The organism is Enterococcus sp. (assembly GCF_032555305.1).
GTDB lineage: Bacteria > Bacillota > Bacilli > Lactobacillales > Enterococcaceae > Enterococcus_A.
This window is the reverse complement of sequence record NZ_JAWGOQ010000040.1, coordinates 16,079-35,475: the sequence shown is the minus strand read 5'-3', so window position 1 is coordinate 35,475 and position 19,397 is coordinate 16,079. Positions and strand designations below refer to the sequence as shown.

General features: G+C 40.1%; 19 protein-coding genes and 1 pseudogene. 14 read left to right on the top strand and 6 right to left on the bottom strand.

All coding sequences use genetic code 11. The annotated features are described in order from the left end of the window. Positions 1–604, top strand: a pseudogene (locus E6139_RS20880) (hypothetical protein); the annotation flags it as partial. 134 nt (positions 605–738) lie between these two features. On the opposite strand, the gene E6139_RS20875 reads toward E6139_RS20880, so the two are convergent. Then, entirely contained in the window at positions 739–1,275 is a 537-nt protein-coding gene (locus E6139_RS20875) for a prolyl-tRNA synthetase associated domain-containing protein (protein ID WP_316405472.1), read from the bottom strand. Positions 1,276–1,345: 70 nt separating this feature from the next. Next, positions 1,346–2,797: a helix-turn-helix domain-containing protein gene (locus E6139_RS20870; RefSeq protein ID WP_316405471.1), complete on the bottom strand. Its 1,452-nt coding sequence runs from the start codon at positions 2,795–2,797 to the stop codon at positions 1,346–1,348. 445 nt (positions 2,798–3,242) lie between these two features. Here E6139_RS20870 and E6139_RS20865 point away from each other — a divergent pair, with 445 nt between their 5' ends. Both E6139_RS20865 and E6139_RS20860 read left to right on the top strand, forming a co-directional pair. After that, entirely contained in the window at positions 3,243–3,497 is a 255-nt protein-coding gene (locus tag E6139_RS20865; RefSeq protein WP_316405470.1) for a TfoX/Sxy family DNA transformation protein, read from the top strand. Between the two features lie 69 nt (positions 3,498–3,566). Further along, positions 3,567–3,737 (top strand): hypothetical protein, encoded by a 171-nt coding sequence (locus E6139_RS20860; protein ID WP_316405469.1) that lies wholly within the window; start codon positions 3,567–3,569, stop codon positions 3,735–3,737. 68 nt (positions 3,738–3,805) lie between these two features. Here E6139_RS20860 and E6139_RS20855 read toward each other — a convergent pair whose 3' ends face one another. Beyond that, positions 3,806–4,174 carry a YccF domain-containing protein gene (locus tag E6139_RS20855; protein WP_316405468.1) on the bottom strand — a complete coding sequence of 123 codons (369 nt, stop codon included), beginning with the start codon at positions 4,172–4,174 and terminating at the stop codon, positions 3,806–3,808. Positions 4,175–4,305: 131 nt separating this feature from the next. Here E6139_RS20855 and E6139_RS20850 point away from each other — a divergent pair, with 131 nt between their 5' ends. Together E6139_RS20850 and E6139_RS20845 are read left to right on the top strand one after the other, a co-directional pair. After that, positions 4,306–5,229 (top strand): alpha/beta fold hydrolase, encoded by a 924-nt coding sequence (locus tag E6139_RS20850; protein ID WP_316405467.1) that lies wholly within the window; start codon positions 4,306–4,308, stop codon positions 5,227–5,229. Between the two features lie 36 nt (positions 5,230–5,265). Next, the gene (locus E6139_RS20845) at positions 5,266–5,907 is read left to right on the top strand and encodes a carbonic anhydrase family protein (RefSeq protein WP_316405466.1); all 642 of its coding nucleotides are present in this window, start codon (positions 5,266–5,268) and stop codon (positions 5,905–5,907) included. Between the two features lie 47 nt (positions 5,908–5,954). Here the strand turns inward: E6139_RS20845 and E6139_RS20840 are convergent, their stop codons facing one another. Then, a complete protein-coding gene (locus E6139_RS20840) occupies positions 5,955–6,767 on the bottom strand; it encodes an HAD family hydrolase (protein WP_316405465.1) in 813 nt (270 codons plus the stop codon). 298 nt (positions 6,768–7,065) lie between these two features. Between E6139_RS20840 and E6139_RS20835 the strand changes: the two genes are divergently transcribed. From E6139_RS20835 to E6139_RS20825, 3 genes are read left to right on the top strand one after another with little or no spacing between them, the layout of a single operon-like run. After that, entirely contained in the window at positions 7,066–7,920 is an 855-nt protein-coding gene (locus E6139_RS20835) for a glycosyltransferase family 8 protein (RefSeq protein ID WP_316405464.1), read from the top strand. Then, positions 7,917–8,798 (top strand): glycosyltransferase family 8 protein, encoded by an 882-nt coding sequence (locus E6139_RS20830; RefSeq protein WP_316405463.1) that lies wholly within the window; start codon positions 7,917–7,919, stop codon positions 8,796–8,798. Before E6139_RS20835 ends, E6139_RS20830 begins: the two co-directional genes overlap by 4 nt. A 41-nt stretch (positions 8,799–8,839) precedes the next feature. Continuing rightward, positions 8,840–9,016 carry a hypothetical protein gene (locus E6139_RS20825; RefSeq protein WP_316405462.1) on the top strand — a complete coding sequence of 59 codons (177 nt, stop codon included), beginning with the start codon at positions 8,840–8,842 and terminating at the stop codon, positions 9,014–9,016. 45 nt (positions 9,017–9,061) lie between these two features. Here the strand turns inward: E6139_RS20825 and E6139_RS20820 are convergent, their stop codons facing one another. Beyond that, complete coding sequence (locus tag E6139_RS20820; protein WP_316405461.1) at positions 9,062–9,532, bottom strand: MarR family winged helix-turn-helix transcriptional regulator; 471 nt, start codon at positions 9,530–9,532, stop codon at positions 9,062–9,064. Between the two features lie 289 nt (positions 9,533–9,821). Between E6139_RS20820 and E6139_RS22910 the strand changes: the two genes are divergently transcribed. From E6139_RS22910 to E6139_RS20810, 3 genes are all read left to right on the top strand, one after another. Then, entirely contained in the window at positions 9,822–10,400 is a 579-nt protein-coding gene (locus E6139_RS22910; RefSeq protein ID WP_410470557.1) for an acyl-CoA thioester hydrolase/BAAT C-terminal domain-containing protein, read from the top strand. Next, positions 10,401–10,700, top strand: a complete 300-nt coding sequence (locus E6139_RS22905; RefSeq protein WP_410470558.1) for an acyl-CoA thioester hydrolase/BAAT C-terminal domain-containing protein — start codon at positions 10,401–10,403, stop codon at positions 10,698–10,700. 265 nt (positions 10,701–10,965) lie between these two features. Further along, entirely contained in the window at positions 10,966–11,880 is a 915-nt protein-coding gene (locus tag E6139_RS20810; RefSeq protein WP_316405460.1) for a DUF6544 family protein, read from the top strand. Between the two features lie 46 nt (positions 11,881–11,926). Here E6139_RS20810 and E6139_RS20805 read toward each other — a convergent pair whose 3' ends face one another. Further along, the gene (locus E6139_RS20805) at positions 11,927–14,494 is read right to left on the bottom strand and encodes a Cna B-type domain-containing protein (protein ID WP_316405459.1); all 2,568 of its coding nucleotides are present in this window, start codon (positions 14,492–14,494) and stop codon (positions 11,927–11,929) included. Positions 14,495–14,760: 266 nt separating this feature from the next. Here E6139_RS20805 and E6139_RS20800 point away from each other — a divergent pair, with 266 nt between their 5' ends. The 3 genes from E6139_RS20800 (at position 14,761) to E6139_RS20790 (ending at position 19,345) form a co-directional block, all read left to right on the top strand. Next, positions 14,761–16,089, top strand: coding sequence for an FAD-containing oxidoreductase (locus tag E6139_RS20800; RefSeq protein ID WP_316405458.1), 1,329 nt, complete (start codon positions 14,761–14,763; stop codon positions 16,087–16,089). A 319-nt stretch (positions 16,090–16,408) separates the two neighbouring features. After that, positions 16,409–18,133 (top strand): MucBP domain-containing protein, encoded by a 1,725-nt coding sequence (locus E6139_RS20795; RefSeq protein WP_316405457.1) that lies wholly within the window; start codon positions 16,409–16,411, stop codon positions 18,131–18,133. A gap of 447 nt (positions 18,134–18,580) precedes the next feature. Then, positions 18,581–19,345, top strand: a complete 765-nt coding sequence (locus tag E6139_RS20790) for a DUF1361 domain-containing protein (protein ID WP_316405456.1) — start codon at positions 18,581–18,583, stop codon at positions 19,343–19,345. The last annotated feature ends 52 nt before the right edge of the window (positions 19,346–19,397 follow it).

The window sequence follows — 19,397 nt, the reverse complement described above, 5'->3', positions numbered from 1 at the left end:
ATCCACTCGCTACGCAACAAGCTATACCTTGTACCGCAGCACAACAAACAACATCAATAATGCGACTGCGATCAATGTGAATGGCAACCAAAGCGGTTCAGAAATGTCTTATACAGATGATTGCTTGAACCAATGCACCACTTACTATTACTGGGTAAAAGCAAATTACGGTCAATGGAGCAGCTGGGTGAGCCCACAATGGGGATCAAGCTGTGCGACAACGCTTAAGAAAAAGGACATTGGCAACAGTTTGAAAGGCTGCATTAAGAATGTTCTTAAATGCGGTTGTATCCCAACACGTTACTATGGTGCGCAAATTTTCTTAGGTACACAAAATCCAAATTCGTTAGACTATACGAAAGTTCGCGTTTATCGCAGAACAGCAGGTTGCGGCTACGGTTCAGCGTACAAAACCATCGATGTTCGTTATGCGAAATACATGAATGGACCTTACGGAAAAGGATATTACCTTGACTACTCATTGAGTCAAGTTTGCTTATCAAGAGGCACTTACTACTTTGCGATTCAAGCAGTTGGTTCAGATTGCGGGAAAGAAATTACTGGACCAATGAAAGAAATCGGCTGTGTGACTGTTAAATGGTAAGCTGACGATTCGTTCGTCATTAGGGTTAGGGGTTAAAAAGTGTTCAAAAAATAGGAAAGAAACCCGTTTTTGATCTTTCCAGATAGCAAGATCGTCCAAAAAAAGTGTTAGGAGAGGGGTCTCCTAACACTTTTTTAATCGATAAAAATAGCTTCATGCCCAGTATAAGGCAGAAATTTCTCGAATAGATCACTCATCTTGAGCTTCATATAGTTGGTAATCGATCCAGAGCTGCATGCATACCATTCGCGCTCTGACACTGATTTATCAAACACTAATTGAATCTCGTGGTCTGGATCCTTCAGCAAGCCAAAAATCGTTGCCGCACCAGGAATCACACCTAAGCGTTCCTTCATTAGGTCAGCTGAGGCGAAAGACACCCGCGGAATTTCTAACTTCTTACCGAATTCCTTTGTGACAAACTTGAAATCGGCTGGAACAATATACAAGTAGAACTTGGTCTTTTTTTGATTACATAAGAAAATCGTTTTTACCACTTCAACACCTAAGCGCTTGTCGATCTCGATACAATCCTCCATGGTTAAGGTCTCACCAGTAGCCACTTGATAAAAAGGGATCTCCAGCTTTGCCAGTGTTTCGTACGTCTTCTCCTCTAACTTGGAACCAAACTCAGTCGGTGGGGTAGTCTGCATTTCACTAACGTAAACCATAATGGCCTCCTTCTATGTGTGATACATACTACGATACCTTTTTTTAATCAAATTCTCAACCTATTTTCATTTATTCCTTTGATTGTGCCAAATCTTTATTCACCATCGACTCAAGTATCGCTTCAATGTCCAAATAATCGGTAGCGGAGATGTTTGAGCGAATGATCACACATTTCTGTCCTTCAGACAGGAAATTTTTACAGCTTGGTGATGTGCCAATAATCAGCCGCGCATCTCGCGGATCATCAACGAAATTCAGGTGATAGCGATTTTTGAAGTGCAAATTGATTTTCTCTTGGATAAAAATCCCGAAAAGCTCACTATGTTCGGAAAAAACATATACCGATAGTTCCGGTAAACAGTTTTCAATGGAAAACAGAGTCACACAAGTTAAAAAGGAATAGATCCGTAATTGACGTCGGTCAAATCCCGGAACTGCCTGAGTAAAATCCTTCCAAAAAGCATCAAAACGCCGGAAGTAATAGGGGAAATCGGTTTGCACATCATTGAGTGCAACACTATTCCTCAGCTGATCGATCATGGGATCATTTAATCTGAAGAGGGCAAAAGCAGCATAATGCTGTCTAATTTTTCGTGCGACAAATTTTTGTTCCCGACTATTCAATGGGCGGAAATAATGGGTAAAGTATTCGATCCAGCGGGAAATAGCCTGATCAAAGAACAATTCTTGCGAAGAGTTCTTAGGTTGCAATTCGAAATCATTCAAAAGCGAACTGTAAATGGCATAAAGAAAAAACTTCCATTCGTTGGTATCCCAGGTTTTTAAAAAAGCCGGCTTCTTTGGATACTTGAAGCGATTCAGCCAATCGAGTTCGGCATCATTAAAAACAAGCGTGCCTTTTTTGCTGAGGGATTGATTGGTGATTAACAACCAAAAGCTGATCATCTCGAGATTTGTCGGATTATTCATGAGTTTCAGATATTCTCCGATCTGTTGAGCCAGTTGGAAATACGTCTCTGTATTGATCCATTCAATTTGGATAAACTGATGGTAGAGTCCTCTGATAAAGATATAGTAAAAACGGCGAATGTCGATTTCTCGGCCTTTCAAACTCATTTTTGCTGAGCAAGAAATGTAGAGATCATAATCAGTCAGGTCCTGATTGATTTCTTTGATCTTGCGCCGCAGTTTTGATTCACTGATATTATTGTCCATACAAAACTGGATCGCGGATATTTTTCGCTTTGCTAGGACCGTACGAATGATTTCACAAGCGAGATCCTGTTTGTACAAGTAACTCGTTAATGATTGGAGATTGGTTGAGGAACGGTTCAATTGAATTCCACGACCATTATTCATGCGCAAGTTTAATGAATAGTCTTCTTCTGTATAGAGGTCTTCGATGATCCCTTGCAGCTCCTTGCAATTCACACGGATTGTACCAAGGCTTGCGTGTCCAATTTTTTCCTGTAGCTCTTTCAAAGAAATCGGTGCCTGCAGTCCATCTAACGTCTCTATGATCTGAATCTTCAATAAGGTAGCTCTATCCATTCCGAGCATGAACTATCCCTCCATTCTTATTTAATAAAAATTAATCTCACTGATTTATATAATATATTAAAATATCATTTAATACAAATAATAATCTAATAAATGAAGAAAAATAAAGATTTCTCCTAAAAAATATTGAAAACTCGCATTCTTAAAAATAACCTAGGTTATATTTTTGGTTTTTTGAAAGTAAAACAGGATGAATTTGCAGAAAAGACAACTAACTCAATCATATAATTCTGTAAGAATTGCGTAAAAAATAGTAGTAAGACAACCAAAATTTTCATAAATAGAATTTATTCTTAAAAAGAAATGACGGCTAGTTTAATCATTCTGCTGTTGCTACTATTTAGAAAGATCAGCTGATGAAAAAAGTGATTTCTTGGTGTATTTTAATGAAAGCTGTCGTTTCCGCTTTCATTCTGGGGTATAATATATCTAAAAGGAGTCGGCGATGAGAATCTCAGAAATGAAAAATATTGGTGTAGTAAATGAAGAAAAATTGGCACAGGTAGGGATTGTTGAACCGGAGCAGCTGCGGGAGCTAGGAACGGAAGCGGCCTTCTTGAAAATCCGTCATCTCGTGGATGATGGCGCTTGTTTACATTTATTGTATGGATTAGAAGGAGCGATACAGGATATTCCGAAGCGTGAATTAAGTGAACGGCGGAAAGCTGAATTACGTGATTTCTTCAAACAATTAGATTAGATTTCATTGACTTTGCTTGCTGATGGGAATATTTCACGTTACACTACAGACAAAAAGGGGAGTGACTTTTTGTATCTGATCGCATTGGTAATCTTCATTATTTTAGTTGGAGTGTACAATATCTATCTGAGTCTTACACGACGCAGAAAAAAGAAGGTTACTCCATTGATGGTGAATATCCAAGTAACGCTAAATATCCTATTGGTTATCTCAGGCTTAATCTACTTGATTTTTGGGTAAGAAAAAGAGGAAGACAGGCTGTCATCCTCTTTTTTATCGTTTCTGATTTTGTGAATAGACTGATAGTATTAGCGAATCGACACGATCTGTGCGCCAAAAGGCATCAGTGCCAAGCGAGCGAGCTTCAATGATTGTGCAGCGAAGGGGATTCCGACAATAGTAATACATAGCAACGCAGCACTAGCAAGGTGCCCTAAGGCTAAGGGAACACCAGAGACAATCAACCAAATAATATTAACGATAAAATTTACGCCCGTCGTATGATACACCAGATCTTTGCCAAAGGGCGCGAAACTTAGACTGGCAAATTTGAAGCACTGTAATCCGATGGGGATGCCGATAATCGTGATACACCATAAGAGGCCTGCAAGACACCAAGTCAATCCACCAATCAGACCGCCGAAGATAAACCAGATGATATTACCTAAGCAAGACATATTCCATCCCTCCATTTACTAATAGTGTACCATTTTTTGCTAGATACACATCCAACTTAAGATGGAAATTCAAACGGGATCGCGTTTAAGTCAAACGAAAAAAATAAGTCTTTTTTAGAAAGGAAATGAGTATGTTAGAAAAATTTGAAATACGTTCAGTTGATCAGAAAACATCATTGCAGGGCTACCACTGGTCCTGTGAAGACCCATGGGCGGTTCTTCAAGTGACACACGGGATGGCGGAGCATCTATTACGTTATGAGAAGCTTGCAGAATATTTTAATGAGCAAGGAGTTGTAGTGATCGGGCATGATCACCTTGGACATGGCGCCTCGGCTCAAGCGGGTATGCAGGGATATTTCCATGATAAAAAAATAAAACACGGCTTGGTTCAAGACCTTTATCAGGTGACTGAGTGGGGAAAAATCCACTATTCTGATTTGCCATTTTTTATTTTAGGTCACAGCATGGGTTCATTTGTTCTGCGAAATTATCTGTATGATTATGGCGAGAAGATCGATGGCGCGATCTTGATGGGAACCGGGCAGCAGCCAGTCTGGATGACTCGCTTTGGACAGCAGTCTGCCAAGCTATTAAGCAAGCTTCAAGGTGAAAAGCACTACAGTAAGCTGATCGATCACTTGGCTTTTGGCAATATGAACCGCAAAATATTCAATAAACGAACAGACAAGGATTGGTTGTCCACGCTTTCGACCGAGGTCGATGCTTACCTAGCTGATCCCAATTGCGGCTTCCTCTTTACGTTGAGCGGTTATCAAGAACTCTTTTCCTTGATCATTCGGTCACAGGACTCGGAATTATTGAAAAAGGTGCCAAAAGATCTCCCTTTACTATTTTTATCCGGTAAAGAGGATCCAGTTGGTGATTTTGGCAAAGGAGTGATGAAGGCTGCAGGAGCTTACCGCGCAGCAGGGAGCAAACACGTAACGGTCCGGCTATATGAAAATGCTCGTCACGAGCTGCTGAATGAAACCCAAAAAGTTACAGTTTTTCATGATATTTGCATATGGATGGAAAATCTTTCTAGAAAATGATATCATTGTAAAAATTTTAGGTAACTGAGGGATTTTATGAAAGCAGAATTTTTGATTGATTATTGCCATCAAGATGACTGGCAACCGCAAGGCGGACAAAGACAATCACCGATCGATATTCAGACTTCTCAAATTGAAAACAATGATGTACTTGCAAATATACAGGTTAATTTTTCAGATACTACCGCAACTTTCCTAAACAATGGACAGAATCTACAGCTATTAGGAGCAGGCCAAGCCAGTTTCAATAACCGCTTGTTTCATTTTGTCCAAATGCATTTTCATTCTGATTCGGAGCATCGTTTAGATGGAAAAATCTTTCCATTAGAGGGACATTTTCTCTTCCAAGCACCTAACGGCCAATTGGCTGTGATCGGTGTATTCTATCAAGTAGGGGAACATAACTCAGACTTTGAGAACGTGTTGAACCAGTATGACCAGCAGAAGGGCGAAGGCACTTTTTCTGTCGCTGATCTCATTCCTGAGAACAAGAGTTACTATCATTATATCGGTTCTTTAACGACTCCTCCGTTGACCGAAGGGGTGGAATGGTATGTGATGCAGTCTGTTTTAGAAGTATCAGCGGAGCAGGTTTTGCGCTTTATCGCGATTCACGGACGCAATAACCGTGAATGCCAACCAATCAATGAACGAAAAGTATTGTGCTATAACGAATAAAGTCGCTACCAGTGTCTGGTAACGACTTTATTTGTGCATGGATAAAATTACGCCAGATATTCCTTCAAAACAAAGGCAACGCCGGAGTCCTGATTCGATTTTGTCAGCTTATCAGCGATTTCTTTGACGGCTGGTGCGGCATTTTCCATCGCGATACTGTTCCCACTGATCTTTAGCATCTCTAGGTCGTTTTCTTGGTCACCAAAAGCCAGCACATCAGATAATTTTACTGCTAAGTGTTTTGTTAAAAAGTTCAGTGCAGCACCTTTATTGACTCCCTCGGCCATGACCTCGAGCCAATACTTATCAGAATAAGAGCTGTTGATCTGTTTCTTCTCTAACTGGGAACGCAGTTTCACCAGTTTGCTAGTATCACCATCGGTAAACGCCAGTTTGAAATAACTGATCGCGTCCTTTTCAATCTGTTCCCAGAGATCTTCCACTTTTGATTCCTTCAAATTAAATTGTGCGTAATAAGGACTGTTGACCTCATTTTTGTCCTGCGCAAATGAGATACGGTCGTCCTGCGTTGAACGGCTGGCGACCACTGTCACACCAGCTTTCATCGCAAGGGAGAGCGCTGTTTTTACTGTTTCGGGAACGATCGTATAGCTTTTCAACACTTCTTTAATCTCACCATTGTCAATACGTGCCACATAGGCCCCATTAGAAGCCAATGTGTAGCCGTGCAACTGCAATTTTTCAAATACTTCCTTCGCTGACTGGATAGAGCGTCCGGTTGCCAAAGCCACAGTGCCGCCTTGACGATCGAATTCTTGCAATGCCCAGGCGTTTTCCTCTGAAACCTGTCCCTCTTTATTTAATAGGGTACCATCAAGATCTACTGCTACCAATTTCATCTATATCCGTCCTTTTTTTGATTACTCTATATAAAGAGTAGACCAATTTTCTTTAAATGAACAATTAAACGCTCATTTGAAAATGAATGCATTGTAAAAACAATAATTTAAATAAATCTTTAGAAAAAATTAATAAATTGCAAATTAGCCCAAATGATGGGGTTTTAAACTGATTTTTTGAAGAAATGTGAGGGGTATCAAAGCAATAATTTTGCTTAATCGCTAAGAAGGGTCTAATCTAAATTTTGTAAACACGTGTTATTAATTAAACTAAATTTGGAATAGGAGTGAAGGTTAAATGTTCTCAAAAATTGAGGAAATTCCTGTGGTCACAGCAGCTGATGAAAATTACGCTCCTTATCTGAGTGTAATGATCTCAACCTTACTTAAAAAGACTGCAAGAAATACACCGGTTCGTTTCTTTATTATTGATGACGATCTATCGGTTTCCAGCAAAGAAAAATTGATCCAAACAGCCCATCAGTATTCTGACGCTGCTGTTATTCAATTTGTAAAGGTAGATGAAGAAATCTATGAAGATTTTCTAGTTAGCGACCATATTACTACGACCGCTTACTTTAGAATCTCCATGCCGAAAATTTTGTCAGAGAATAATTATCGCAAAATTCTGTACATTGATGCTGATACATTGGTACTTGATGATATCCAAAAGCTTTATCAGCAAGATTTAGATGGAAAAACAATCGGCGCTATCATAGACCCGGGCCAGACAGAAGCGCTGGAACGTCTAGGGGTAGATTCTGATGATTATTATTTCAACTCGGGTGTGATGGTGATTGATGTTGCTCGTTGGAACCAACAGCACATTACAGAAAAGACAATCGATTATCTGAAAAATAATGGGGATAAGATCATCTATCATGACCAAGACGCGCTGAATGCCGTGTTGTATGAAAATTGGCATCCATTCCATCCTCGCTGGAACATGCAGTCGTCACTAATCTTTGATAAACATCCAGCTCCTACAAAGGCATACGATGAAAAGTATCAGGAAGGGCGAAAAAATCCCGCAGTGGTCCATTTTACTGGCCATGATAAACCATGGAACACGTTAGAGGGGCACCCATACCAAGAGAGGTATATGGAGCTTTTGAACAAAAGTATTTTTATGAAGACGGTGAATGTAAAATGAAAAATGACAAGATAACGATCGTATCAAGCTCGAATGATGCATTTGCTGAGCATGTCTCAGCACTTTTTGTCTCAGTTTTAGAGAATACAGATCGCTCGACCAAGATTTTTGATTTCTATGTGATCGATGATGAAATCAGTATCGCGAACAAACGCTTGATGCGTGAAACGTTGAAAGAATACGATGCAATGCTGCATTTTTTAACAATTGATAAGAAATATTTCTCGGACGCGGTGGAAAGCGACCGAATCCCAGAAACAGCCTATTACCGGATCGCCATCCCGGAATTGTTCCGCGATCAAGACCTTGAACGAATTCTCTATTTGGATTGTGACATGATCGCTTTAGGCGACATCTCTGAATTATGGCGGATTGATTTGACAGGCTGCACATTGGCGGCGGTAGAGGATGCCGGTTTCCATCATCGACTGGAAAAAATGGATATCGCTTGTGATTCGACGAAATACTTCAATTCCGGCTTTATGCTGATCAATATGAAGAAATGGCTGGCAGAGGATGTGACGAATCGTGTATTGCGATATATTCATGACAATCCTGAGAAGCTGAAATTCCATGACCAGGATGCCTTGAATGCAATCTTGCACGACCATTGGTTGCAACTTCATCCAAAATGGAATGCCCAAAGCTATATCATGAAGCGGGAAGTGGAACATCCCGATCCTGAGGGTGAAAAAGAGTACTTTGAAACCCGCAGAGATCCGATGATTATTCACTATTCAGGACATGTGAAGCCATGGAGTCCAGAATTTAAATCATCACTGAAAAAATATTATGAGGAATACGAAGAATTAACGGCGTTTCCTGATGAGGATGAAAAGAGCCCAGCAAAACTGTCTTCAACCAGAAAATTAGGCTGATTGGACCTTAATAAAAGAAAACTATAGGAGGCTTACAAATAATGGTACATTTATTGAAAAATACTTGGGATAATCCCAGAAATCATGGTCGACCTCATAAAATGAGCAAAAAGAATGCAGCAAAAAAAGATAGTGCGGTTCGATCGTTGATCTTCAAGATTTTATCCGTATTCGTGATCGGCTTTCTTACTAAGAAAATCAGAGAACGGAAAAGTTAATCCATTAAAAAAGGTCTAAGAGAATTATTCTTCTCTTAGGCCTTTTTATTGGCGTCCCCAGCGATTCCGCGGGCGGTGCTTGATTTGCGGTTCAATTTCATTAATTAACTTCGTCATAATGTGATCAAACTGTTCTTTTTCTTCCAAAGTCAAGGCTTCCAATACAACTGGTTGGAAATCATCACTTTGCTGCGCAGCTATTTTACCGCGGACAGTAAGGTGGATGTTCATTACCCGTTTGTCTTCTTCTGATTTTTCGCGGGTGATATATTCCTTTTTTTCCAGCTTTCGGATCATTTCAGAGGCGGATTGCGGACGCATATCTAATCGGCTGACTAGATCTTTTTGGGTGATCGTCCCATGTTCCCGAATGATCGCTAAAATTTGCCCTTGTCCACGATGGCGGTTTTCAAATTTGAAGGGTCCACGGGAGTTTTCACGGAAGAATTGCATGAATAAGCTATTTAATTCCAAGTATTTTTGCGTTAATACGATATTTAGTTCTTTTTCATCCATTGTTTAAAGCTCCTGTTCATTTAAAGAGATAACGGTCGAATTCTTCATTGATCATTTTATCAGGTTACCGAAATAATTCAAAGCTATCTACTGATATTTAAGAGTGCTATTACGATTTGGCTAAATTAATAAGGGATCGAAAAAAAGTACGGCACCGCATTTTAGTTTAAGATTCTAAGTGCTCTGGATCTTTGCAATAGTGTTCATTTTTTTGCGGTATCGACCCGATTAGATGATAGAATAAAAGGAGTGAGAACGTTTTATAACGGAGTATAGGGGGAAAGTGCTGTTGGCAACGAAGGATTTGTTGGTAAACAAAGTGGATCAAGGGATCTTGCAAGGCTATTCCTTGAGAATGAAACAAGGAATGTCTGCAGGAACAGTTATCGTTTTTGGCGGATCAGAGGGCGGCTGTAATTATAAAAAGGCTGAAGAGCTGGCAAGTCAAAGCTTTGAAGTGCTGGCGTTGTTCTTTTTCGGAAAACCAAACTTGCCGCGAGAACTAAAGCAAGTTCCGATCGAGATTTTTGAAGCTGCTCATGCGTATGTTACAAAACAATTTGCGAATGCAAACGAGATAACGGTCTTGGGAGAGTCTAAGGGTGCAGAGCTTGCTTTAGTGTTAGGAAGTGAATACAGCCAATACATCGATAAAATTGTTGGGATTGTTCCTAGCAGTCATGTGTTTTATGGGTTAGGAACAATGGAGGAAGAGGGCTCTTCATGGACTAAAAAAGGTCAGGAAATACCGTACCTTTCGCTTGAAAGAGTGAAGAAGCGCTGGAGTCTAGCAACTATTCGAGCGTTTCTTCTCTATATTTTCCGAACGCTGCGGAAAAAGCCAGTCTCATTTCGAAATATATATTAGCTGTGTATCAAGCTGGACGAAAATAGCGAGGAGTCCCGAATAAAAATCGAACATTTTTCTGGAGAACTGCTCTTGATTGCTGGCGGCGATGATCAGCTCTGGCCTTCGGATCAAATGGTTAAGGATATCCAAGCGCATCGCCCCGCTGAAAATACCGAGGCAATCGTTTATCCGGGAGTCGGTCATTCGATTGGCGGAGCTGTTCAGACAGATCAGTTGATCTTAGGCGGAACGGAGGCATTGAATCGAGCTGCTTATGAACCAATGATGGAGAGAATCATCGCTTTTTGTCAAAAATAACTATAATTGTCAAGCAGGCTAGCCTACTAAAGGTTTGCCTGTTTTTGTGTTATGAAAGAGATTTTTGAAAAGCAGGCAGAACTGCGGGCATTCATAGACTTAGTATCAGAAGTTATCAAGTGATCAGGCGCATGTTTCTTGTATTCTTCCAGTAATAATACGCTTAAATTTATTCATTTTTAAGCCTTTGGGCGGATGGCTGTTGTCGAAGTTTCGTGTATAGTAAGAAGTAGGAACAAGATTATTTATGAAAGGAAGGATGAGCATGCTGTTTTTATGGGGATTAGCTATTGTTTTAGTATTAGTGATCATTTATCTGCTTATCCCGGGCGGGCCAGCTTGGAGGAACTATCTGACGGATGTCGAAGATTCATTTCAGCATGAACAATCTTCTGCGAAACCACAGTTAATTACGGAAGAAGCCGTGGCTCAACTGCCGCAACTTCTCAGGAAATATCTGAAGAAGAACGGCTACGTCAATCAGCCGATGATGCGTAACATGTATGTTCAATTTGAAAATACAAAGTTTCGGATGGCAGCGGATAAAGATCCGATTCGAATTGATTTTTGCCAGGTAAATTTTGTTGATCGACCTGACCGCTATGCTTTTTTGAAAGCAAGGATGTATGGTTTGCCTGTTCATGTGAGGGATAGTGTGAAAGATGGGCGCGGGGCAATGATTGGGATGATCGCCAAGCATTTTCGATTGTTCAACTCGACTGGTCCGGAGATGGATCAAGGACAATTGATCACGGCACTGGCTGATGCTGTATTTATGCCAAGCTTGTTTTTGCAAGAGTACATAGAATGGAAAACGATTGATTCCCGCAGAATTGAGGGAACAATCACGTGGAACGGTGTAAGCGCCAAAGGTCAATTTACCTTTGATGATTCTGGCGACATCATTCGCTTTGATACCAATGATCGGTATATGGATGAAAATGGCAAGGGAACATCCTTGGTTCCGTGGTTTGTCCTGTACGAGAATTATGAGAGTGATGATTATTATCGCAGACCAGGATGTGTCAGTGTAAACTGGCGGCTTCCACAGGGAATTGATAATTACTTTGTTAGTGATCGGATTAAGGTCCAGTATTCGATAACATCATCAGAACTGAATAAACGACCGAGTTCAAAGAATAGCGATAAAATCAAGATGATACGCAAGTTTGGGCAATGAAAAGCAGGTTGTTAAGAAGTTAGAATTCTTAACAACCTGCTTCATTTTATTTTTGTTTGTTTTTCAGGAGATTGATTTGTAAAAGATATCCGATTATCGTTCCAAATGCTAGAATCGTACCGATTATTAAAAGGATTTCAGAATTATTTTCACCTGTTTTCGGATAAATTTTCGAAACAGACTGGGAGCTCTCATTGCCTACAGTGTTTTGATAGGTATTGGTAATAACAAAATCGTAGGGCGCTTGTTCGATAACTGTTGAATGATAGTTTTTTGGAACATCAATGGCTTTGACAGTATAGTTGATATTGTTTCCATTTAGGTCTTGTTTTGGAAGATTCTTCCATGAGTGGGTCCAATGATTGTTATCATTTAAGACTACTGGATTTCCATGCTTTTTATTGCCATCGTAAAGTTGTACCTTTACTGAATCAGGACGATCTTTATTTTTGTTATTGTCATCATTCCATTTTTGAGTGACATTGATTGAAGGAATCGTGGTTTCCTGACTATAGGTATTGATCAGATCATAGCCTTGCACTTGACTGATGTATCCAGGGACAGATTCCTCAACGATCGAATAGACGATCGGCTTGCCCTTTTGATTTTTCGGCAACGCGGTAAACTCGTAACTCCAATTATCGCTTGAAGATACTTGTTTAGAAGTGACAGGGAGTCCGTTTGCCAGCAGCTGAATAGTAATATTGTCCGGTCTTTTGCCTGCACGGTTATTATTGTCTCGCCATGTTTTGCGCCCTTTTACCGTTGTCTGTAGCGGCTGATGGGTGTTGGTAATGATAAATGTGTCTTCATTTTGCTTTGATATGTTAGTAGTATAGCCGGGAATGGTCGTCTGCTCTTCTACAGTGTAGTTGATTGCTTGTCCTTTTTCGTATTTCGGCAGTTCATCCCATGTATGAGTCCATTGACTAGCTTCGTCGAGTGCAGCCTCGTTTACCTTTTTCCCGTTAGCCAATAATACCGCCTGAACATGTTCACTTCTTAAGCCATCTTGATTTTCCTGATCATCCCAATTTTTTTGTACCGTAATCGATCGTACTTCAGGGGTATGGGTATTAATGATCGTAGTTCCTTCAATCACAGCGGTGTAGCCTGGAACGGCATTTTCCGAGACACTGTAGCTAATCTCCTTTCCATTAGAATACATCGGCTGTTGAGCAAACTGATATTTCCAGTCGTTTTGACTAGTAACAACTTGGCTTTCCTGAAGAATCCCATTTGCAAGAAGGTTTACGGTAATCGCACTCGGCCTTTTTCCATCTTGATTGTCTTGGTCTCGCCAGATTTTTTGACCCGAGATTTCGGTAGTACGAGCAGGATAATGATTAGTGATATCTGTGCCGTTTACTTCACTACTGTAGCCTTCTGGAACATTCAACTCCTGTACAGAATAGGTATAGGCTTTGCCGGAACTGTCATATTTCGGGACAGTAGAGAAGCTGTAGCTCCAATCGCCATCCTGACCTTCTGAAATCGTCGTTTGGCGATAAGTTTCTCCGTCGCGTAATAAGGCAATTGTGACTGTTTCGGGGCGCGTTTGAAACGTATTGTCTTGATCTTCCCAGATTTTTTTGCCAGAAATTGTCATTACCTGATCGCCTTCGCCGCCGCCACCTTGGCCACGATAAACAGCCGTAGATTGAGCGCTATCGATCAATTCGTTACTGTCATAAGAAGAAACATTGTTATGATATTGATTATTTAACGCATTATATAGAAGCTTCGTTTTATAGTGGATGACTAAAGAAGTCGTCGCTGAGTTGTTTTCTTCCTGAGTACTTGTCAATTTGCCAAAAGAAAGACTGAAGCTCTGCCTGCCATCCGCTTGCTGAGAAATAATGGGGTCGGTTTTTTCTGTATAAATAGTCGTTTTTCTCCAATTACGGTGAGCGACGGTCATTGAGCCGGCAATGAAATCTTGATTGTTTTCCATAATGTCTTGAATCGAAGCGTTATCAATTGGATAGCCGCCATTATTCACGGTGATCGTCCAGTTCACAATCGTTGGATCTGTATCGTCGTAGTTTAAGGTTTTAGCGATAGCGCTGGTTCCGGAACCACCTCCAGAACTAGTTTTTGAAAAGTTTACGTGAATGGTATTGTTCGGATAGTTTTGGGTTGGAAATAGCAGATCATTTCCGGTTTCGTAGTTTAATTGATTTTTATTGAGAGCAGCCCAGAAATTAAAATTGATTTTCAGATTTTCGAAAGACGTTATATCAGGTGAAAATTGGATGGAGATAATGCCATTATTTATCGTCACATCACCCAAATGAACGCCAGAACCATTGTCTATACGAATAGGAGTTGTTGTTTCATAGCTAAGCTCCTTCGGCAATGCCATGGTGTAGGGTTGGGTCGGATCGATCGTATTGCCATTGCTGATCGCTAAATTATACGTGACGTGAATAGAAGAGGAGTCACGTATCTTGTTTATTCCAATGGGGCCGTTAGCGTCAGCCAGTGTGACATTTGAGACAAACTGCGAAGCATCTAGTTGTTCTGCTGCATATGATTTGCTTGATCCGAAACTAAAGAAAAGATTACTTAATAAGAAAATGACACTAAACAAAGTCCTTAACGTTTTTTTCATGATTATCGCTCCCTTTCGGAACTACTTGTCCCCCAAAGTATATACAGATTACTTACTGCTGAAAAGAATTCTGCTTTGAAGCTTCAGCGGGTGTGGTAGCGCCATCAAACTTGCCAGATTATCACAAAAACTGGCTTTTTTTCATCCCTATCATGGAGACATCTCTGTTAATTTCGAATATCTTTTTTAGTGCAGGATATTTCACATTAAAAATATTAAGTAGTATGCTTCAAATGAAATCAAGAAATGTCTTTGGAGGAATGAAGATGGAACACTATCAGAATATTATTGTGGGTTTTGGAAAGGGCGGAAAAACGCTAGCGAAAACATTAGCTAGTCGAGGCGAAAGCGTGCTAGTAATTGAGAAATCTAAGCGGATGTATGGCGGAACGTGTATCAATATCGGCTGTATCCCATCAAAATCAATGATTTTAAATGGAGAAAAGGGCACCTCCTTTTCTGAAGGAGTCGCAATCAAGGAGAATTTAACGGGAAAATTAAGAAACAAGAATTATCATATGATTGCTGATGAGCCTACTGGAACAGTGCTGGATGGGACAGCTCGTTTTGTTTCTAATCATGTCTTAGAGGTTGACAACAACGGAGAAACTCAACAATTAGAAGGGAAACGGATCTTCATTAATACGGGAGCGACACCGATTATTTTGCCAATCAAAGGGCTAGCTGATAGCAGGTATTTGATCGATTCGACTCAAGCAATGGATCTGGAAAATCTGCCGCAAACACTCGTGATCATTGGTGCAGGCTATATCGGATTGGAGTTTGCTTCAATGTTTGCAAATTATGGCTCAAAGGTGATCGTACTGGACGCCAAAGAGAAATTCTTGGTTCGTGAAGATGATGATATCTCTGAAATGATTTTTTCCGACCTTACTGCACAAGGAATAGAATTTCATTTAGGAGTTACGATAGATGAAGTGAAGGATCAAGCAAATCAAGTTGAAGTGAGCTTTACTGAAAAGGGTGTATCACAGAAGGTAACAGCAGATAATATTCTGGCTGCAACTGGCCGCAAGCCGAACATTCTTGGTTTGGGGTTGGAAAATACGGACGTAAAAGTAACTGATCGCGGTGAAATCGTGGTAGGTGACTACTTACGGACAGCTGCGGAAAATGTTTGGGCAATTGGAGATGTTAAAGGTGGTCCTCAATTCACTTACGTTTCATTGGATGATTATCGCATTATTTTAGATCAACTAGACGGTAAAAATACTCGGTCAACGAAGGATCGGACTCTTGTTCCGTACAGTGTTTTCATTACGCCGCCTTTATCAAATGTTGGTCTGACGGAAAAAACTGCTCAAGCGAAAGGGATCGAGTACAAGCTGTTCAAATTCATGTCTGCGGGAGTTCCGAAAGCCAATGTTCTGGAGGATCCTAAAGGGATGTTTAAAATTCTTGTGGATCCTCAAACAGAGCAAATCCTTGGAGCGACAATTTACGCGGAAGAATCCCACGAAGTGATTAATCTGATTACCTTAGCAATGAAGGGCGGTTTGCCATATACTCTGTTAAGAGATCAAATCTATACCCATCCGACGATGAGTGAAGCCTTGAATGACGTGTTGAAATAGCTGAAGAAAGAAGCAAGATTGTCAGAAATTGGCGATCTTGCTTCTTTTTTTGACACTATTTTTGATACTCTTTGTTTTTTTGAATTATTGGCTGGATAGGTCACGGATACAAATTTTTTAACGATTTATGTCACGTTCCTCTTATTGAAATGAAGGATAATTTAATTTGAGATTCTAAAAGTATGAAGCATGACTAGACTGGGGAAGTTTCTTGAAGGCAAATAAGATGTTCAGGCAATTGAATCACAGGAGAGGGGCACAAGAAGCCGCATTTTAGCAGAATCTCGATATAAAAAATCGATTTTAAGGGGATAATATGATGAGAAAGAATGGTTTTATGAAATATTCGCGCCTATTGATTTTGCTTATAATGACCATCGGAGTACTTCAGATCGGTGGACAAGCCGTCTTTGCGGAAGAATCCAAGACAGAGGTAACCACGGAGTACACATTATTTGACTCTTTGTCCGTATCGGAGCAAAAAAGTATTACTGCTGGTCAGCCGAATCGTATGCTGAAACATGATGTGGAGAGTTTTCGTTTAGTTTATAAGAAAATGAAAAAAGCTCCGGCGGATCAAACAGCGCAAGTAAAAGATGAAAATATCTCACAAACAGCATCAACTGTGAAGAAAACATTCGTACCGCGTGCTCGTTCACAGGTAACAGTTCGAGCTATGAAAACATTAGACGGCGAAGTAACATCCACGACTCAAGGTAAACATTTCCTGCCACAAACAGGAGAGGAAAAGCAGAACAAAACAGTCATTGTTCTAGGGATTTTGATTCTCGCAACGGCAGGGGGATTATTGATTTGGAAGCGAAAACAAGGCAAAAAAATACTTCTAATTCTCGTTGTTGCAGGAGGATTGGGTGTTCCTAGTGTCTTAGCGGACACAATCGGGTTACCGGGAACTACGACAGAGACATTAACCAAGGGCAGTGTATTCAAACCAATTACTTCGATTACAGACTATGAGTATGTTGGCTATATTCACACCGTGAAAGATGATGAGATTCCGTCTGTTCCTGAAGAAAAAGAAGGAACCGTAGTCGTACACTATCTTGATCAAGAGGGGAATAAATTAGAAGCCGACATGACATTGAAAGGGAAAGTTGGAGAGGCCTTTACCACCGAAGAAAAGGCCATCGATGGATATCGCTTCAAAGATGTTCAAGGGAACGCAATCGGAACATTCACAGAACAAGCGCAGGAAGTAACGTACATTTATGAAAAAAATCCAGTAAAAGGAGCTGACATAACGGTTCATTATATGGATGAAAACGGCAATAAGTTGGAAGCGGATATCACGTTGACGGGCAATGTTGGAGAGATTTTTTCGACTGAAGAAAAAATTATCGACGGATACAGCTTAATCAACATTCTAGGCGATGAAACAGGAACATTTACAGAACAAGCACAAGAAGTGACATATATTTATAGAAAAAATCCGGTAAAAGGAGCAAATGTGAATGTCCACTTTGTTGAAGAGACGGGGAATATAATTGGACAGGACGTAGTATTATCAGGAAATATTGGAGAAAGCTACGAGGCGAAGCCATTGGAATTTCCTGGAATGTCTGTTGTGCAAGTGATTGGAGAGACGTCGGGGACTTTCGGGGAACAGGAAAAAGACGTAACCTTCGTTTATAGGGCAGAACGGGAGATAGGTCGCGTGTTGATTGATTTCAATGAGATTATTTCTCGTATCGGAGAAAATTTCTATATTTATACTGATGAAAATAATCCCTCTACATGGACGAGCGTGAAAGCAGAAGGTTTTCTATTCTTTGATACTGGCTATCGTATCCCAGATGAAGGGATGATTGAATTATCAGGCGAGGTTGGGACACTGGTTGAAAGTCCAATAAATTTAGATTTGGCAATGACTTCTCATCCATTAGGATTGATTTATCGTGATTCAGAAGGCCAACAGCAGATAGCGCGTATTCCGGGCTATACTGCCTATGTTAGGGAGCTCACTCCCTCGTTTTATATGAATCAGGAACAAAAGATTGTTTACTATCTGGGTATCCCGAATTAGATTGATAATACGACTACTATGTGTCCTTAATATTATTTGAGGTTGAATAAAAACGAAGAGAAACATAGCATAAAATTATGAATCTTTAGCAAAAACAAGTAGGGCAGACATCTTTTTGTCTTCAATATTGTTATCGTTCCTTCTGGTGATTTCCCGGGAAGGATCGATCAAACACGGTGAAAATAGCACAATCATCCTAAGTTGATGAGTGTGCTATTTTTACCTCATTGTTGAATAACTGTGAAAAGTAAGAAATGGAAAATTGTCAGTCTGAATGAATTGCTGAGCTATTCTATTCAAGGAATAAGTATGACGACTTAGTCAATTTGGTAATCTATAACCTAAACAAATTTCAGGAGTAGTAGCATGGCTATATGATATGATATTCGTATATGACTCTGGTTGGTTCGGTTTTTTTGAACCAAGGATCAGGAGACTTTTTCTTGATTGTTAAAGGAGCAAAAAAATGTATGGAGTGATAGTTTGTTTGTAATACTGCTGGTTACCATCCTATTCAATTTATTTGCGATTGGGACGATCCTGATTCGTCCTCGATTGTTTCACGCTAAGCTATTTCAACCGATGGTACACAATTTTAATCTTTCAATCATACCAATAGCTATTTTGGTGGGCACCATTCTCGCGCAGATTTTTGTTTCATGGCTGGGTGCTATGCTCAACAGTGATCTGGTTGGCAGCGTTGCTTTTGTTATATTGGTGATTGGCTTGTTAGCCTGGTTTCTATTTCTGCCGAATTCTGGTTACTTAATTACAGAATTAAATTTAACGCACCGTGATGTCGATAAAGTGGAGGTTCCCATCTGGTACGACATCATTTCTGTATTGAGTCTGGCGATTTCGGGAGTTCTAAATACGGCCTTAAATATCTTGCTGCTGCAATTTTTGGTGATTATCTATATTGATCCGCTGAGTATCCAGCAGCTGAATACGCCATTATTCCAAATGTTAACTTGGCTAGTATTCCCACTATTAAGTTTTGGCATTTATTTGGGTCGTTATATTCGCTTCAATACTTGGGATTTATTGCGGCCAAAAATGTTTATCGGAAAACTAGTTGAACATTTCAAAAGTAGTAAAAATCGGCGAGATGGGTTTTTATTTACGATCCTTTATGGGATCTTTCTTGCGATGTTTTATGCGTTAACATTTAAATCCATTGCTGCAATTGATGCAGCAGGGGAAATAAGATAATTTTTTCAACGCCATCAAAGGGCTAAGTTTAAAATGTGAATCCAGTATAAAT

Excerpts from the sequence above, each read along its gene's own strand:
- E6139_RS20800 (WP_316405458.1), top strand. The coding sequence starts at position 14,761 with ATGGAACACTATCAGAATATTATTGTGGGTTTTGGAAAGGGCGGAAAA.
- E6139_RS20835 (WP_316405464.1), top strand. The coding sequence starts at position 7,066 with ATGTTCTCAAAAATTGAGGAAATTCCTGTGGTCACAGCAGCTGATGAA.
- E6139_RS20810 (WP_316405460.1), top strand. The coding sequence starts at position 10,966 with ATGCTGTTTTTATGGGGATTAGCTATTGTTTTAGTATTAGTGATCATT.
- E6139_RS20850 (WP_316405467.1), top strand. The coding sequence starts at position 4,306 with ATGTTAGAAAAATTTGAAATACGTTCAGTTGATCAGAAAACATCATTG.
- E6139_RS20830 (WP_316405463.1), top strand. The coding sequence starts at position 7,917 with ATGAAAAATGACAAGATAACGATCGTATCAAGCTCGAATGATGCATTT.
- E6139_RS20795 (WP_316405457.1), top strand. The coding sequence starts at position 16,409 with ATGAGAAAGAATGGTTTTATGAAATATTCGCGCCTATTGATTTTGCTT.
- E6139_RS20855 (WP_316405468.1), bottom strand. The coding sequence starts at position 4,174 with ATGTCTTGCTTAGGTAATATCATCTGGTTTATCTTCGGCGGTCTGATT.
- E6139_RS20870 (WP_316405471.1), bottom strand. The coding sequence starts at position 2,797 with ATGCTCGGAATGGATAGAGCTACCTTATTGAAGATTCAGATCATAGAG.
- E6139_RS20845 (WP_316405466.1), top strand. The coding sequence starts at position 5,266 with ATGAAAGCAGAATTTTTGATTGATTATTGCCATCAAGATGACTGGCAA.
- E6139_RS20840 (WP_316405465.1), bottom strand. The coding sequence starts at position 6,767 with ATGAAATTGGTAGCAGTAGATCTTGATGGTACCCTATTAAATAAAGAG.
- E6139_RS20805 (WP_316405459.1), bottom strand. The coding sequence starts at position 14,494 with ATGAAAAAAACGTTAAGGACTTTGTTTAGTGTCATTTTCTTATTAAGT.
- E6139_RS20820 (WP_316405461.1), bottom strand. The coding sequence starts at position 9,532 with ATGGATGAAAAAGAACTAAATATCGTATTAACGCAAAAATACTTGGAA.
- E6139_RS20825 (WP_316405462.1), top strand. The coding sequence starts at position 8,840 with ATGGTACATTTATTGAAAAATACTTGGGATAATCCCAGAAATCATGGT.
- E6139_RS20875 (WP_316405472.1), bottom strand. The coding sequence starts at position 1,275 with ATGGTTTACGTTAGTGAAATGCAGACTACCCCACCGACTGAGTTTGGT.
- E6139_RS20865 (WP_316405470.1), top strand. The coding sequence starts at position 3,243 with ATGAGAATCTCAGAAATGAAAAATATTGGTGTAGTAAATGAAGAAAAA.